We start from the raw sequence: 16,549 nt of genomic DNA on the forward strand, positions 1-16,549 counted from the left end.
AATCCACTTCTAACCAAGTATACCATCTTTTTTGAAATGAATGAACTGCTTAACAAGTGAAGCTTACAAGAGCATTAGCTACTAAGTTTAAACTTGTAGCAAACCTCATCCCACGAATTATCCCCTCTACGAAAGCTTCTTTCCTGGAAAAGCACTGTGTTTTCTCTGTCAAGGTATAATACCGTGGAGGATCTTGTTCCATAATCCGTTCCCTGTATAAAGATGGGGGAAAGCATCTTTTCTCGAGTTCGGCTGATCCCTGTACTCGGCAATTCATCATCTTGAGCCTGCTCCGAATCAGCTAAGATTTCAAAAAGTGTTTGAGGGTCAATGAACCCTTCTTGGTTTGCTTCAAAATAATCAATCAAGGACTGTTTGCTTTTACGAACTTTGGGCCAAGGTGTATCCAGAAAATGATTGCTAAGACCATAGAACCCTGGTTTCAGTTCTCGAATTTTCGATGATTGGTTATTAAAATACATGAAACTTGAGAGGTCTCCCACCAGAATATTAAAAGGATTGTAAAGGGCTTGAGTGTTTTCGACCTTTGTTAAATACTGTATAGGTGATTCCTCCGACTCCAGAAAATCCCTTACAAGATATCCCCGTGATTTTGGGTTCTCGATTTGAGACGAAGGATCTCGGAAATTTGTCAGAGCAGCTAAGCGTCCTGATTTGGTGATTCCCATCCAGGTTCCCATCATTTCCAAATCCCGCCCGGCTAGTATCTCGGGATGTGACTCCCAAAAATGAGCCGATTCTGTCGGACGATGATAGAACTCATCTCGATTAGCCGCAAGCACCAGGCGATAGCGGGGATGAACGTCATAGGCAAAAAATAACAAACACACTATCATAGCCTCCTTTCTTATCCTGATGGTCAAACTATTACTGGAGTAAATCGGCTGCTTTTTTGCGATGATACTCATAAGCGATCTCAATTTGAAACCCCATGTCTCGATATAATCTTAAAGCTCGATCATTTTTGCTGTCAACTTCAAGGGTTATATGCCTTTTGCCCTGACTCCATAAGTTCTTCAAAATTAAGCTCATGAGTTCTTTTCCATATCCCTGGCCCCTATATTCGGGCAGAATTCCCAAACCAAAGATTGAAGCTTCTTCAACATCTAAATGATTAACAGAAACAAGCCCTATAGCCTTATCGTCAAGAATGGCAATAAATTGTTCTCGCGTTTTAGAATTGAGGCAATTCTCGATAAGACTTTTAGAATCCTCATAGTTGTCTTCAAATATCTTAATACTAAGCTCTACAATTGTTTCCAAGTTTCGTACATCAGGCTTGAGAAGTGACATCCCAGCGCTTTGGCTTTGAGCTCTATCAACTCTGGTAAGGCTCATATAATATTCGGCATGTTCGAATTCTGCTTGTATGGCAGCAAGTGCATTTTTGCCCGAAATTGAGGGCTGTTCGCAAACAAAAAGGATCTCCGGTATGTTATGAGTTCTAAGCTCCTCAAGAGCTTGAGACAACAAGGCTTTAAAATATCCATTTTGTCGATGCTCTGGTCTTGTCATCGCTGAGATTTCAACTTCAACATGGCTGGGAATGAACATCGATAACATGCTGATCAAGGAGCGATCCTCATAAAGCAGAAAGACACTATGTATGCTCTGATTAAAATTTAACGAGGTATCTAAAAAAACGCTTCCTTTAAGCTGGTCATACTCATTGCAACTCTTTTCGAGTTCAAGAACTTCTCTTATAATTTCTTCCGTCAAATTCACAAATTTCTTTATAACCACATTTTAATCTCCTAACCATTTCTTTACCTTATCACCCTCATTATAAGGTTTTCAAGGGTATTCGAGCAAGCTAAGTCACTCAGCAAAAAACTCCGCACTATTGATAATGCGGAGTTGTCAGCGTTTATTGAATTCCACGACCAGAATCTTTTACAAATAAATAATGACAAGAGCTGATGTCACAACGATGAGAATTATTGAAAATACAAAAGCTACCCTGATAACCTTTGTTTCTTCTCCCATTTTGTCAATTGCTGCAGCTGCATTTTGTAATTTCGCCGGAGAAATGACGCTGGCAAGTCCTCCGCCAAAGGCCAGGCCTGCGGTTACAATTAACATGCCGCGCAGCCCCATATGGAGTAAACCTGCTGTTTTCATCGTATACGTAGAAAACATAGCGATGGTCGAAGCTTCACTTCCAGTGATAAATCCTCCTAATAGCCCGATGAGAGAGACCACGGAACCATAGGCCTGACTGAAAGCTTGGGATGAAACGTTTGCTAAGACTTGCACCATGCTGGCCGTGACGAATTTTTTTACGGCCATGCTATAACCTGACATATTCATGATTTCCCCAATACTGAAAAAAATAGCGACTGCAAAAACTGGCCGGGGAGCTCTTCTCCACCAAACAGCAAATGTCTCTTTCAATTGCGATGAAGTCGGTCTAATAAAAATCAGGGAAAGTAACGTGCTCACAAAGATCCAAGTATAGGCGTTCCACAACGCTCTAGTGACAATAGGGCTGCCGTCAGCGGTCAAACCAACGATAGGCAGTGTAACCTTTCTGTAGAGAAGATTGAATAAGTCCGTTGGAAGATTGAGTGCCAAAATAAGAACAATAAGCAAACCCCAGGGAGTCAAGGCTTTCCAGAGAGGGAATTTGTTTTCATACTCCAACTCTTCGTCCGTAAGTCTGCTTTTATCGATAACTTTTTTCCCCGTCAAAATAAGAAAAGCCACCATCGCAATAATGACTCCAGCGCCGCACATAACCCCTGTAAGAACGACCAAGCGATCAACTTTATTCGTAAAGAAGGAAACCAAGGTAATCACCGCTCCGGTAATGAGGCAGGGCAGCCAACCGTCTTTGATCCCTTGCCATTTACCGACAATCCAAAGCATACAGAAACCAATGAGCGTTGAAATAACAGGCAGAAACATAAAAAAGACACTGCCCGCTTGGGATAAACTAATTTCATGACCCTTACCCAAAAAGGAATTAGCTATGTCCACAAACACGACGACTGGTGCTCCTAATAAAGCATACGTACACAAGGCATCGTAGCCAATACAGGGCAAGGCGATGGAAACATAGGTGGAATATCCTAAAGCCAACATAATTGGCGGCAAGAGGGAAACAGGCGTAGCTCCCACAGATACCATCAAAGTTCCAAAACCAATATTAATCAACATAATTTGAACTGCTTTGTTTTCACTGGCAAGAGTTTTAATGAATATGATAATCCTTCGGAGAGCTCCTGTTTTCTCCAGAAAGGCCATCTGTAATAAAGAGGTTGCCACCACAAGGGACACCGCAAACGACTTTATCCAACCAGCTATTGTAGATCTAATAATGACTTCCAAGCTTGTGCGAAAAAACAAAAAAGCAATTATCGAAATGACAAGCCAACCTACCACTCCACTGATATCTGCAGGCTTCTTCCAGACGACGAGCATTAAAATGATAACAACGATCGGTGCCAAGGTTAATAAAAGTGAACTAATGGACATTCGTATCCATCCCTCGTTTCTTAAGTATTTCAAGACGACTACTATGAGTGCTGCCTTTGAGGTCAAAACCAGACTAATCACTTGATTGGTCACTAAGATACTGTCTTCGTACTTATTAGCCTTAGCGCAGGCAATTGCCTATTGCACTTATGCCGTAGAAAGTTTTGAAGAAGTCATACATTCTGACGGGTACAAAAAAAGCTATCACAAAAAGGATAGCTTTACGCTTACGTTGAATGTTTCATGTTCAACCATCCTCCCATACTAAAATGTCCATTTACCCTAGGCTTCCTGCTACCCTACTACAATCTGTGAAACAGCTCACAGATTTTCTACATCTACTATTCTAACCAACTCTCAGAAAATTGTCTAGAAGTTCTTTTCGGATCACTCATCCCTATAGCTGTTGACAAATTGGTACACGTCCATAACCCCTTGGGAAGATTGGCGGCTGCTGAGAATTCCAGCACTGCTGCCAAAAATGTATCCGCCTCCCTTAGCAGTCACCGAAAGTAATTCCAAGGCTCTATTCGTCCTAGTCTCTTCTTCAAACCAGCCCAAATCGTATCCGCCCATTAAACACACCTTTTTTTCAGTCGCTTTTCTAATGTTGGCTATCTCAGTTAAAGAGGGAAAATCAAGAGAATGCAGCCCATTGACTCCCGAATTGATGATATCGTCTACAACCATCTTCAAATCTCCATCCGCATGGAAGAAAACAGGGACTTTTGCACGCTGCAAAACCTCTACTTGTTCCCTGAGACCTGGAAAAAAGTTCATGCGCAAAGTCCTTGGTGAAATAAAGGTTCCTCCATTGTAAGCTATATCATCCGCTATAATAATTGCGTGTGCACCCAAGGCTAAAGCATTTAAGCCCAGTTTGATATTCGTAGCTATTCCCTCTTTAATAAGCTCAGGTATCATCGGATCCCCTTGCGCGATGGCTAATAGATAGTTTGTAAACGACGAGAAAAGCTTAGCAGTTCCCTGAAACGGACCATCGATAATGGCAAAAATGAAAAAATCCGTTTGCTCCCTCCAGCGTTTTAACTCCTCCCAGACCTCGGCTTTTTCAGATCTCAAACCAGAATCAGATGACGAGATTGCTGAAAACGGAGAAGGAGAGAAAGCCAAAGCATCAAGCCCGCAGCGTTCACAGGCTTCAATTCTGTCTCTAAACGTTACAGACTCTTTAAGTTCGAGCAAACCAGCGACAAATCCATCCTCAAGATAAAATTCCCCTTTCGGAATACGATCTGTTCTTTCAAAATTTATAGCAGCCATAATTCTTTCAACTTTTGTCACATGCTCTCTTCCTTTGCTTACCAATTGCTTCAGTTTTAAGTCCTATATTAAGCTTCAAATTTCTGAATTTGCATGTCATCATTCATCGTCTGAAGTTTTTACTGATTCACCTTCATTGCTGGCTGGGCTTACATTATCTGCATTAGCAACGGGCACCTTCAAAGAGCTGATAAGATTACCGATGTTTACTCCCGTTAATTGTTCTATCACTTCAGGCATTTGGGCCATCATATTGGTAATGTCACGAGTAACTTTCTGTACTCCGGAGTTTTCCCCTCCCGTGGAAATCACCGTAATCTTATCGACATTTTCCAGAGGACCGGCAATAGCCTTCGCTAATTCAGGAATGCCGGATAGGAGTTTATCCAGAATAGCCGCTTGCGAGTAGTTGCTAAAGGATTGAGCTTTAGCTGAGATAGTATCCGCTTCCGCTTTGCCTTTAGCACGGATAATTTCTGCTTCTGAATTTCCTACAGCCCTAGTTGCCTCAGCTTTGGCTTCATTCTCCAGTTTAATAGTCAGAGCATTCGCCTCTGCTTTTGCTTGGTTCTCCAGTTTGGTGACTGTGGCATTCGCTTCTGCTTTTGCTTGATTCTCAATTTTTATCGCTTTCGCTTGAGCTTCAGCTGGTTTGATGATATCTGCTTCTAATTCTTTCTGTTTACGATCGATCTCGGCATTAGCCACGTTCACTTGTCCTTGTCGTTCAATCTCCTTGATCTTCCACTCTTGTTGGGTTAGGTTTTGTTTAAGTTCAGCGGTACGCAAATTATAAGCGTTTTCTTTGTCGGCCCGAGCAGTCTCAACTTCCGTATCGAACCTGGCCTTTTTCAGATTCAACTCCTTAATATTTTCAGCTTGCTTGGATTGGGAAGCAGTTTCCGCCATAACACGTTCCTGTTCGGCGTTCGTTTTGGCAATTGCCGCGTCCCGATTAGCTGCAGCTTTTGTCGTTTCTGTTTCCTTTTCGGCGAGAGCCTGAGCAATCTGAGCTTCTTTTAGAACGCGAGCAATTTCAGGTTTACCCATATTCTCAATATATCCGTTGGCATCTTTGACATTTTTGATCGTAAAGGAGCGAACTTCGAGACCCATCTTTGATAAATCCAATTGACAGGTTGCCAACATGCGAGATTGAACCATTTCCGGGTCTTTGACGATTTCTTCAACGGACAACGTCCCGACAATTCCACGCAGATGGCCTTCCATGACTTGTTTAATCATTGATTCGCGTTCATCAACATCTTTATTTAAGAACTGAATTGAAGCTGTTTTAATACTATCGGAATTATCTTGAACTTTAATCTGGGAAACAGCCTCTACCGTCACGGCAACTCCTTGATTTGTATATAAATCATTTTGCGGCGCAATATCAAAGGACATTAAAGCCAGGGACAGTCTTTTGGAGGTTTGGACTAGCGGCCATACAACTCTGCCGCCACCCGTAATGACATTACTTCCACCCATCCCATAAACCACTAAAGCCTCGTCAGGTCCAACCTTTTGAAACATTTTAGCAAGAACTGCAAGGACAAGCAGAAGCCCGATTAAGGCTATAACAACAATGGTGATTATTTGAAATAGACCCATATTCAATGCCCTCTTTCAATTTGATGTTCTAGTTTTCCATCTTAAAATTATCACTCCGAACAACCATCGCCACACCGCTGACTATACCAATAACAACCACTTGTTCGCCCTTATGAACTTCTCCTGTATACTTATGTTTTGCAGGTATCGCTCTTGTATCCCCTTCAAGAGTGTAAATCACCTCCCCCACCCTGTGATCTGATAGAACTGAACTAACCGTTCCTGTTACTCCTATAATGTCATCTAACGACGTCGTTAGAAATTTAGATTGCCCCTTTAGCATGGCTGATAATATTTTTCGTACCGTATACCAACATAAACTGCCGATGACAAACGCCGGTAATAAAGAGGCAAGGGTTCCTTTTAACATGCCATAAGCAATTAATCCGGCAGCTCCGAACCCAATTAAAAAAGCAAATAAGGCATTAATGTTTAAAAGCGGAACATTATTGCTCGAAGCACCTTCTTGAGAGACCGAGGCGTGGTGGTCGAAATGGATTGATGAATGAACAAACGTTCCATGAGGTGTATGCGAAGCTCCATGCCCGCTCCCAAAGATTAAAGCTGAGATACTTAGCAAGATGCCTAGACTCATACAGATTATGTATACCGCGTTAATCCAGTCAATATAAAGATTTTCCATGGTCACACCTCCTGTTTCAGGCCATTCTCACAATTCTATATTAGCATAACGCACGGCTGATAAATCATTTCTATTCTATTCATTAGATAACTATTAATATTTCCACCTTTTTCCTAACTAGATTTGTTTATTCTCCAAAGTACAACAAACTCCTTCTTATCGGAAACAAAATTTGCAGCCGTAGAACAGCTTTAGTTTATCTTTCCAAACATTTGTCCATAAATGCAAACACAACTGGAACTACACTTTTCCAGTTGTGTTTCTTAAGTTATTGACTTGAAGGTACATCACGTTGGATTCTTTAATCCAGAGAGAGTCTGATGGGTGAAGGACCTTTTCCAGAAAGAAGTTTCTCTAATGCTTCGTAACTTTGAACGCCAAAAGCTGTGCGACCATCAACAATAAAATAGGGCACACCTTGGATCCCTAACTTCTGGGCTTCATTCACATCCTGCAAAACTGCTCGTTCGTAGTTTCTTGAAACTAACACCTTGCGAAATTCGAGGGGATCAAGCCCAATTTTCTCGGCCAGTTCCACCAATACGTCAAGATCATTAATATCCTTTTGTTCTTGAAATTGAGCCGTAAACACTGAGTCATGATACTCATTGCCCAATCCCTTTTCTTCCGCAAATTTAGAGCCTTCCAAGGCTAGGCGGGAATGTTTGCTCTTATCGTTAAACACCATTTTAACCCCATACTTATTGCCTAACGTTTCAATTCCAGCTTTTGCCCGCGCCAGATACTCGGGCGACTTCGGCGGAAGCTCCATGTCCTCCGGTCTTAGCTCAAAAGACTTCCACACAACTTCGACATTTTTATCCTTGGCCAACTGGTCAAGGGGGACTTTCCCTATCATACAAAAAGGTCATAAAAAGTCTGAGAACACGGTAATTTTGTTAGACATTTTTTTCTCCTCAAATACATATTAAATCGTACAGTCTTGATCCTTTAAAGTTCAACATAAAAGGGCAGTTGTTCCCCTGTCACCTCGGCAATTTTCCAGAGATAATTATTGCCTATCAGTTCTCGTTTATCCTCTTGAAATCCCTTGCGTTTAAAGAGGGCCAAGGTACTGCGATTGGCTGCATAACCAGATAAATACCTTACATCTTGTTCTTTGGCAAAAGCTTTCAAGTTATTAAGTACCTTGTCAATAATTTCGTCATTTAAAATATCAAAATCTTCATTTTTGACTAAGACAATGTCATTGATGAAGATTTCCTGATTGTTAAGTTTGGAGATATGTAGGCTGATCAGCTTATCTTCATAACCTAACGAATCCTCCCAAAGAATCTGCGGTAATTTGATTCCTACTAAGTCCTCAAATTCAGGCTTCCCTTTATAGTCCTCATAATATTCCTGCAGCAGTTCCACCAACCCCACATTATGAGCCCTTGCCTGTACGGAGATGTTATATTGTGCAGGATACATCTTTTTAATCTCTTCATCACGAAACACCTTTATCCCGGGGTTCCTGCCTATTTCGGATATTAAATCATCCACTGGAAAGATACTGCTTATTTGTTCCTCCGATGGACTCCATTGTTCGGAATAGATGCGCCTTGGTTTTAGTGACATTTCATACTCACGCCTTTCAATCAAGATAACTTGCTAAATATACAACGTTGCCGCTTCTGAATAAGCTCATATTCTTCATCAATTCGGTAAAGCCCCTGTAATTCCTTCTTACTTCAAAAGAAGTTTTATTCGAGGTAGTATAGTGCTGAATTTAGTATGTCCAGTTCAATGCTTTTTCTTTTTTTGAGAATGGACAAAAAGGCAGAAACCGTGCATAAATGCTTTAAGACTCGCACAGAGTACCTTTAGCGTCTTTAATGAACTCAAACGACAAGCTTATAAGGACCCTCATGAAGGAATTCATGTGGCCTAAAACAGGGAAGGAATGATAACCATTAATAACGAGCAAACCCGTCGAAAAATGGAAATCAGATACGAGAACCTTAGTCCCTTTGAACTGAAGAACAAATTGATTACTCTTGCTGATAAACACCATGATACTAGCCTTTGGTCAATGCTGAACGCCGGAAGAGGCAATCCTAATTGGATTGCCGCAACCCCACGCGAAGCCTTCTTTACTCTCGGCCAATTTGCCATTGAGGAAACTCGCAGGACGTGGAAAGATAGGGATCTTGCCGGTATGCCGCAAAAAGAAGGGATTGCCGAACGCCTGAAAACCTACCTTGAGCTGCATCCTGATGCACCTGGAGTTAACCTGCTTGAAAACGCCCTTGATTTTGGGGCCAACAATCTGGGATTTAACCCGGACGCTTGGGTCCATGAACTCGTAGATGGAATCATCGGAGATAACTACCCGATTCCGGATCGTATGCTCAAACACCTGGAACAAGTTGTTCACACCTATCTGATTCAGGAAATGTGCAACCAAGATCCTCCTTCCGGCCATTATGATTTGTTCGCCGTTGAAGGGGGAACTGCCGCCATGTGCTATATTTTTGACTCTCTTATTGCCAACATGCTTCTGTCCGTCGGGGATAAGATCGCTCTTATGGTCCCAACCTTTACACCTTACCTGGAAATTCCCCATTTATCCCGTTATCAATTTGAAGTGGTAAGAATAAACGCTTCGGAGATGGATGAGAATGGCAACCATACCTGGCAGTATCCGGATTCTGAACTGGACCAGTTGAAGGATCCCAGCATTAAAGCATTATTTACGGTTAACCCCAGTAATCCTCCTTCCGTAGCCATAAAAACCGAATCTAAAAACCGTTTATTAGAAATCGTTAAAAACCATAATCCCAAGTTAATGATTATCACGGATGATGTGTACGGTACATTTGTCAATGGTTTTCGTTCACTGATGGCCGATTTACCCTTTAATACTCTTGGAGTTTATTCATTTTCCAAATATTTCGGAGCAACAGGCTGGCGTCTTGGAGTAATTGCCCTGCATCGAGACAATGTCTTTGATCAACTATTGCAGGAATTTCCTGACGGCAAGGCCGAAGAACTCGCTGTGCGCTATGAGAGCATGTCTCTGCATCCGAGACAGCTTCCTTTTATTGACCGCATGGTAGCAGACAGCCGCCAAGTTGCTCTTAACCATACAGCAGGTTTATCTACTCCTCAGCAAGTGCAAATGGGTTTCTTTGCCCTCTTCTCCCTGCTTGACCGTGAAAACCGTTATAAAAAATTAACCCAGGAAATTTGCCGCCGTCGTCAAGAATTGTTGTTCAAAGGTTTTGGTCACAACTTGCCCAACGATCCCTGCAACGCAGCTTACTACAGTCAAATCGACTTATTAATATGGGCTAAACAAAAATACGGCAACGAGTTTGCAGATTACTTACAGGCAACCTATGAGCCCACGGACATCCTCTTTCGTTTAGCAGAAGAAGCTTCGATCGTGCTCTTGAACGGCGGTGGTTTTGGCGGGCCCGAGTGGTCCATACGGACATCATTGGCGAACTTAGACGACGAAGCCTATGGAGAAATCGGAAAAACAGTCCAAAAGACCTTTGAAAAATACGCCGCTTCTTGGAGTGAGCTTAAGGAAAAGCATTGATCATAACCTTACAAAGATTCATCACTGTTCAGCATGTTAGAGCATTTCCGGGAGCTTGACAGATAAATTGGCTTTCCCAGGAAAAGCCTGCCGCTGAATACCCCTTTTAGAGTGTTGGAAAAAGCATAGAGCCAAAGGGCGATGAGAAGTATTGTAAGGAAAGCGCTCCAATAATACGTAAGAGGAGTAATAAACAAGGCAGAAATTTTCAGGCTGGCTATGGTATAGGCCGCCAGGGGAAAGATATAAGCCCACCAGCCTAAACTAAAAGGAATACCTTCTTTTCTCATTTGATAGATCGAAATGAGACCGATGATTCCGATGACCCAGATCCCGAAGCCCCAAACAGACGCAGCACCCAGAGTTGCAAAATCTGCTGCTGTTACTATCCCAAGAGCCTGAGCGCTTTTGCTCGTATCAAGTAGAGCGATTGTTGCTAAGCCTACCGCACTTAATAAGATCCCAAAGGATGGAGTTAGCTCTGCGGGCGGAAGAGGATGCTGTACTAGACGAACAAAAACAACAGCACTAATAAATAAGAATAAGAAGAATCCAATCCCAAACATCACTAGGTTGACCGTCAGAATTGACATACTCCAAGTTAGCTCGTAGTGAAGGCTCATCATTACGACAGAATTACCTAACAATAACGTCGCCATATTGGCAATCGGGGCCATAATCCAGGAAAAATTAGTCGTCTCTGGCTTGGGCGTTACTTCGACCTGCATCATTCTAAAGGTCGTGTAAAACGAAAAGAACGTCACCCCGATGATCCCTATTAACCAAGCCAGCATCGACAGCCAGAATGTCTGGAGACCCCCTATTACTGAACCCCAGATATTATAGAGGTTAGTCCCTACAATAATAGTGGCTACAGGCATCGTTACAAAAAAATTACTGGTGACAGGATGGTGAAGGTCTCTTTGGACATACTCAAAAAAAGATACCCACCGAATTAACCATGGGATCAAAATCAAAACATACAGGATATCCGCTAAAGCTGCCAAGACTAACGCCAACAGGTGTCCAGCCGGTAAAGTGTTTTGCCATTGCTGAGAAATGTTGGCCAATCCTCCGGTTCCCATCACTACTGCAAACCAACCCGGTGCTAAATATTTTACAACATGACGTTCGAGCATACTTTTCCTTCTCTCTAGTTCTGAATTCAACCATTGCCCGCTTCGCCGACAGACATTAGGCGAAGGGAGAATAGAAACGCTATGAATACAAAGAAAACAATCAAGGATATTACACCAGCCCAGCCAAACCTAGTCCAAAATATCCCGCCTGTCGTCCCTCCAACGCTGGAACCTACATAATAACAAAACAAATACAGGGAAGACGCTTGTGCTTTATGTTGCTTAGCCAGTCTTCCAATCCAACTGCTGGCAATGGAATGCCCACCAAAAAAACCAAAGGTGAACACCGCAATACCTGCGATTTTGACCCACAGGTTGCCGTTTAAGGTAATAACAGCTCCTGTGAAAACTATTCCTAAAGCCGTCCAGATGACCTTATGACGTGGGTATCGATCTGCCAGGCGTCCCATCCAAGTAGAACTGAACGTCCCGGTAATATAAACAACAAAAATCCAGCCCACTAAAGATTGACTTAACGAGTACGGCGGAGCCACTAACTGATAGCCGATATAATTGTACAGTGTCACAAAACTGCCCATCAGCAAAAATCCCAAACCATAGACGCAAACCAGATTAGGATCTTTAAATTGGGATAAAAGGGATTCTGCCATATCTCTGATGTTAAGCGGTCGCTGCTTAAAATGCTTGGAAGGCGGTAACGATAAGGAAAACAACAATGTTGCGCCCAGGCTCAATACTCCAATAACGGCGATCCCTATCCGCCAGTTGAAATAATCTGTCACCATCCCGCTGATGATTCTCCCACCCATACCACCAATAGAGTTTCCACTGATATAAATCCCCATCGCAACTCCGAGCCCATTCGGTTCGATTTCCTCGCTCAAATACGTCATGGCGATAGCAGGAAGACCGGCCAATACAATCCCAACAATAACTCTGAGGACAAGAAGAGCATGAAAATTTGGACTAACCGCCGTTAAAATGGCCAGCACAGAGGCCGTAAATAAGGAAACGGTCATAATCGACTTTCTCCCCCAGGCATCTGACAGCGAGCCTACAAAAAGCATGCTAACTGCCATAGAGACTGTAGTCAAGGATAACGAAAGACTGGCCAGCGTAGGAGAAATATGAAACTCTCTGGAAAGTTCCGGCATTAACGGCTGTATATCGTACAAGATCGCAAAGGTATTAAACCCTCCTGCAAACAAGGCCAGAAGGGCCTTACGAAAGGAATGTGTACCCTGTTTGATGTAATTCACAACGAAGTCTTCTTTCTCTAGGTTTGTGGAAAGGCCTATTTGGGTCCAGACAGCTGGAGATCTGTACCAAACCTTTCTCCTTCTTCGTCAAGAACCGAAAAATTCCTCCTTCTCAGGAGGAATTCTGGGCTAGTGAGACATATATTTCGAGCTTACGGCCCTCTCCTTCAGGGAAACAGTGTTTTCTTTCCGGCTAAGCGTAGATAGGGAATGTTTACTTACTTCCTAAGTGATAAAAGGATCTGCTTAGTTCTTTGTCCTGTTCTAGTTTGCTTTTAATCTGAGTTTGAACACCAAACTCGAAAATTAAAGGATAAATTTTCCTGACTAAGTCTGCGGGAAGATCAAGTTCCTCCGCAAGATTCACAAGACGCTGCAGGATATCTTTTTCCCTATTCGCATCTTTAACTCGGTCTAAGCGTTTCTGATCACTTAACTTCCTGACGATTTGCATACGTTCCGCTAATCCTTGAATAATACTTTGATCAATTTGATCGATCTGAGTACGCAAGGATTCAAGAGTGTCTGCCGACTCGCCAAAATCAAAAACTCTCTCCACGGATCGAGCGACCATACCCAATTCTTGTGCCAGAGTTGTGAATTGCTCTGGAGTAAGAGATTGAGGTCCGTCACTCACTGCTTCGGCCGGATTGGGGTGCATTTCAATCAGCAGGCCATCTGCCCCTGCGGCTATGGCCGCTTTAGACAAGGAAGAAATCAAATCTCTTCTCCCGGCCGCATGGCTTGGATCGACAATCACCGGAAGATGAGTAAGCTCTTTAGCAACTCCTACGGCACTTAAATCCAAGGTATTTCTCGTGCTGGGCTCAAAGGTGCGAATTCCTCGCTCACATAAAATCACTCGAGGATTTCCTGCAGACAAAATATATTCAGCAGCAAGTAACCATTCTTCGATCGTCGCCGATAAGCCCCGTTTGAGAATAATCGGCTTGTTAACCTTGCCTGCTAATTTTAGGAGTTCAAAATTTTGCATATTGCGGGCGCCTATTTGCAGAAAATCAACTTTGTCAACGACTAAGTCCAAACTTGTCGTATCTACGACTTCAGTAACACAGAGCAGGCCATGTTCCTTAGCAGCTTGAACCAAATAGTTGACACCCTCCAGACCTAATCCCTGAAAACTATAAGGTGAGGTGCGGGGTTTGAAAACACCACCGCGTAGGATCTTTCCCCCCGCTCGTTTGACCGTTGCAGCAGATTTATGCATCTGGATGCTTGATTCGACGGCACACGGGCCGCCCATGAGGATAATTTCCTTTCCACCTAAAGTTACTCCGTCCACCTCAATGATGCTTCGTTCCGATTCAAGTCCTGCCAATTTCAAGTCTTTCATCATCATTTCCTCCCTCAAATTCAATGATTTGCGGGTAACCTTCTCTGCACGTTCCAATCATTCGCTGTCATCAGCAGAACATGGAACCGAGAGTGGACTCAAAAATAATACGTCTGTCCCCAAATAAGGACAGACGTTAATCTGCGGTACCACCTTAATTGATGCAGAAATACTGCATCCTCTTATGCAGAGTGCCAACACACCCTTCGCCTAATAACGCTGGCTTAGCGTCGGAAGCTACTAAAGTCAAAACTTTTTCACTCCGCCCTCAAGGGCCCATTTACTCGCTCCATACCTGCCGAGCTTCCACCATACCCGACTCTCTATGAGGCTGGTCTTGCGCTTTTACTTCCCTTTCAACGGTTTATACAATCATAGCACTCTGACCGACGAATTTCAAACGTTTTTATTAACTTCCCCACAAAAATTGTAAATTATAAGGCTCACAACTTAATATTCCCTAGATTTATATTCCGGGGAATTTGACCCTAAAAATTTTTCCAGCTTTGCGCAGCTACTTCTCCCATTAAAGCATAACCCTTAATACTGGGATGGACTTCATCGACATAAAATTCTGCGGCCCGACCCTCTTGGATTCTGAGCAGGAAAGGGGAATAAAAATCAATAACAGGAATACAGTTCTTAGCCGCATACTTAATTAACCAGTTTCTGTATTCAATTAAGACCCTTTCTTCTTCTGCCAGTAATGATGGAGTGGGCAAACCAAGAATGGGGGTAACCTCTTGTTTTGCGCACAATCTTACCATTTTAATAAAATTCGGACTTACTTGATCTAAAGGGATCTGCTCGTATGCATCGTTTGCCCCTCCCAGAATTATAACATGGGTGGGAGCACAAGAAAGCACATCTCGCTCAAACCGTTCAAGCATACCTAGGGTGAAATCCCCGTTAATTCCTTGATTTACAACCTCACATTTCAGCTCTTTAGCCAAATGTTCTACCCAAGACTCCATCGAACTAAAGGGATACCCTTCTGTAATTGAATCTCCAATAGCAACAAGTTTCATAGAATTATCCACCTCAATTATTAGACTTCTCATCACAAATTCTTCGCAAATATGTGAGATCCACTTCCTTTTGGTTATTGGCTCCTGCAGGGATTGGGACAGTAGGTGCCTTACTGTTAGCCTTTAGTCTTGATAACCAGGTTATGATCAAAATCCTTGTACAAAAGATATAGAAATCACGGTGATATATACGGCATTGGCAACATTGGCCCTTTCTCTTATGTTTATTGTACACTTAATGATCATAAAGAAAAACTCTTAGCACCTATTGCTCGGTCCATCTTGAAATTCATTGGGAAACGGCAGCTCGCAGCACGGGATATTGAAAAATAATAGCCTAGAGAGGATTGTGACAGTAAAATAGCGAAGTAGTTAAAAGCAGAGGGTCCACGACATCATCTTATACTTTCGTTGGAAAGCAGATGCCATGAACCCTCAGAGAACGTATTAGGGGGGATTGTGTTAGGTGAGAAAAATCAGATCGTTAAAGGGATGGCTAAAAAAACTTATCGTCATTTCTCTTGCTGTACTGGTATTATTGGGAAGCGCTGTACTTGCTGTGGACCGATATGTCGAGGATGTAGGATCAAGTTACATACTTAACGTTAACGATATCCCCAAGGCTGATGCGATTCTAGTCTTAGGGGCTTACGTTTTTCCAGATGGGACTACCTCCTCTATGCTTACGGATAGGCTGAGCGAAGGATATGAACTTTACGAACAAGGCAAAGCGCCTAAACTATTAGTCAGTGGAGACCATGGACGAAAAGATTACGATGAGGTCAATGCCATGAAGAATTTCTTGATGAACAAAGGAGTACCCGGACGAGACATCTTTATGGATCATGCAGGCTTCAGTACCTACGAAAGTGTCTATCGGGCCAGGGATATTTTTGAAGTTCAGAAGGTCATTATCGTAACTCAAGAGTATCATCTGATGAGAGCCGTTTTTTTGGCTCGAGCGATGGGGCTTGAAGCCTATGGAGTAGCTTCCGACCAACACGATTATGGACAAGCCATGGCCTTTTATAAGGTAAGAGAAATCGCTGCTCGGAACAAAGATTTCCTCTGGGCTGAAGTATTTAAGCCTAAACCAACCTTTTTAGGTGACTCAATACCGGTGTTTGGCGATGGCAGCGCAACGAATGACAAGTAGACCCCTTTAGCTTATGGCTGCAAAGGATTCTGCTGCCAAGCACAGATAGTAGCTAAGCCCTAATTG

14 protein-coding genes and 1 other annotated feature are annotated in these 16,549 nt (G+C 42.8%); of the genes, 2 read left to right on the forward strand and 12 right to left on the reverse strand.

Annotated features, from left to right (window positions below):
• Positions 1-74: 74 nt before the first annotated feature.
• The 8 genes from VZF35_RS08955 to VZF35_RS08990 all read right to left on the reverse strand — a co-directional run bounded on the left by VZF35_RS08955 (position 75) and on the right by VZF35_RS08990 (position 8,641).
• On the reverse strand, positions 75-851 hold the full coding sequence (locus tag VZF35_RS08955) for an NRDE family protein (RefSeq protein ID WP_407312893.1): 777 nt from the start codon (positions 849-851) through the stop codon (positions 75-77).
• A 37-nt stretch (positions 852-888) separates the two neighbouring features.
• Positions 889-1,764, reverse strand: coding sequence for a GNAT family N-acetyltransferase (locus VZF35_RS08960; RefSeq protein ID WP_407312895.1), 876 nt, complete (start codon positions 1,762-1,764; stop codon positions 889-891).
• A 150-nt stretch (positions 1,765-1,914) separates the two neighbouring features.
• Complete coding sequence (locus VZF35_RS08965; protein ID WP_407312897.1) at positions 1,915-3,498, reverse strand: L-lactate permease; 1,584 nt, start codon at positions 3,496-3,498, stop codon at positions 1,915-1,917.
• 387 nt (positions 3,499-3,885) lie between these two features.
• Positions 3,886-4,803, reverse strand: a complete 918-nt coding sequence (locus VZF35_RS08970) for a uroporphyrinogen decarboxylase family protein (protein ID WP_407312899.1) — start codon at positions 4,801-4,803, stop codon at positions 3,886-3,888.
• Positions 4,804-4,881: 78 nt separating this feature from the next.
• The gene (locus VZF35_RS08975) at positions 4,882-6,393 is read right to left on the reverse strand and encodes a flotillin family protein (protein WP_407312901.1); all 1,512 of its coding nucleotides are present in this window, start codon (positions 6,391-6,393) and stop codon (positions 4,882-4,884) included.
• Between the two features lie 28 nt (positions 6,394-6,421).
• Entirely contained in the window at positions 6,422-7,036 is a 615-nt protein-coding gene (locus tag VZF35_RS08980) for a hypothetical protein (RefSeq protein WP_407312903.1), read from the reverse strand.
• Positions 7,037-7,337: 301 nt separating this feature from the next.
• Positions 7,338-7,943, reverse strand: a complete 606-nt coding sequence (locus VZF35_RS08985; protein ID WP_407312905.1) for a DsbA family protein — start codon at positions 7,941-7,943, stop codon at positions 7,338-7,340.
• Positions 7,944-7,987: 44 nt separating this feature from the next.
• Positions 7,988-8,641, reverse strand: a complete 654-nt coding sequence (locus VZF35_RS08990; protein ID WP_407312907.1) for a hypothetical protein — start codon at positions 8,639-8,641, stop codon at positions 7,988-7,990.
• Between the two features lie 301 nt (positions 8,642-8,942).
• Between VZF35_RS08990 and aspD the strand changes: the two genes are divergently transcribed.
• The gene (gene aspD, locus VZF35_RS08995; RefSeq protein WP_407312909.1) at positions 8,943-10,586 is read left to right on the forward strand and encodes an aspartate 4-decarboxylase; all 1,644 of its coding nucleotides are present in this window, start codon (positions 8,943-8,945) and stop codon (positions 10,584-10,586) included.
• Positions 10,587-10,594: 8 nt separating this feature from the next.
• Here aspD and VZF35_RS09000 read toward each other — a convergent pair whose 3' ends face one another.
• From VZF35_RS09000 to VZF35_RS09015, 4 genes are all read right to left on the reverse strand, one after another.
• Positions 10,595-11,725, reverse strand: a complete 1,131-nt coding sequence (locus tag VZF35_RS09000; RefSeq protein WP_407312911.1) for a C4-dicarboxylate ABC transporter — start codon at positions 11,723-11,725, stop codon at positions 10,595-10,597.
• 26 nt (positions 11,726-11,751) lie between these two features.
• Positions 11,752-12,945 carry an MFS transporter gene (locus VZF35_RS09005; protein ID WP_407312913.1) on the reverse strand — a complete coding sequence of 398 codons (1,194 nt, stop codon included), beginning with the start codon at positions 12,943-12,945 and terminating at the stop codon, positions 11,752-11,754.
• Positions 12,946-13,159: 214 nt separating this feature from the next.
• Entirely contained in the window at positions 13,160-14,356 is a 1,197-nt protein-coding gene (locus VZF35_RS09010; RefSeq protein ID WP_407312915.1) for a bifunctional 3-deoxy-7-phosphoheptulonate synthase/chorismate mutase, read from the reverse strand.
• A gap of 65 nt (positions 14,357-14,421) precedes the next feature.
• Positions 14,422-14,668 (reverse strand) — a binding site (T-box leader).
• Positions 14,669-14,787: 119 nt separating this feature from the next.
• Complete coding sequence (locus tag VZF35_RS09015; RefSeq protein WP_407312917.1) at positions 14,788-15,327, reverse strand: GDSL-type esterase/lipase family protein; 540 nt, start codon at positions 15,325-15,327, stop codon at positions 14,788-14,790.
• Positions 15,328-15,793: 466 nt separating this feature from the next.
• Here VZF35_RS09015 and VZF35_RS09020 point away from each other — a divergent pair, with 466 nt between their 5' ends.
• Entirely contained in the window at positions 15,794-16,483 is a 690-nt protein-coding gene (locus tag VZF35_RS09020; protein ID WP_407312919.1) for a vancomycin high temperature exclusion protein, read from the forward strand.
• Positions 16,484-16,549 lie beyond the last annotated feature (66 nt).

The sequence above is a fragment of the Desulfosporosinus paludis genome (genome assembly GCF_045689965.1).
Taxonomy (GTDB): Bacteria; Bacillota; Desulfitobacteriia; order Desulfitobacteriales; family Desulfitobacteriaceae; genus Desulfosporosinus; species Desulfosporosinus paludis.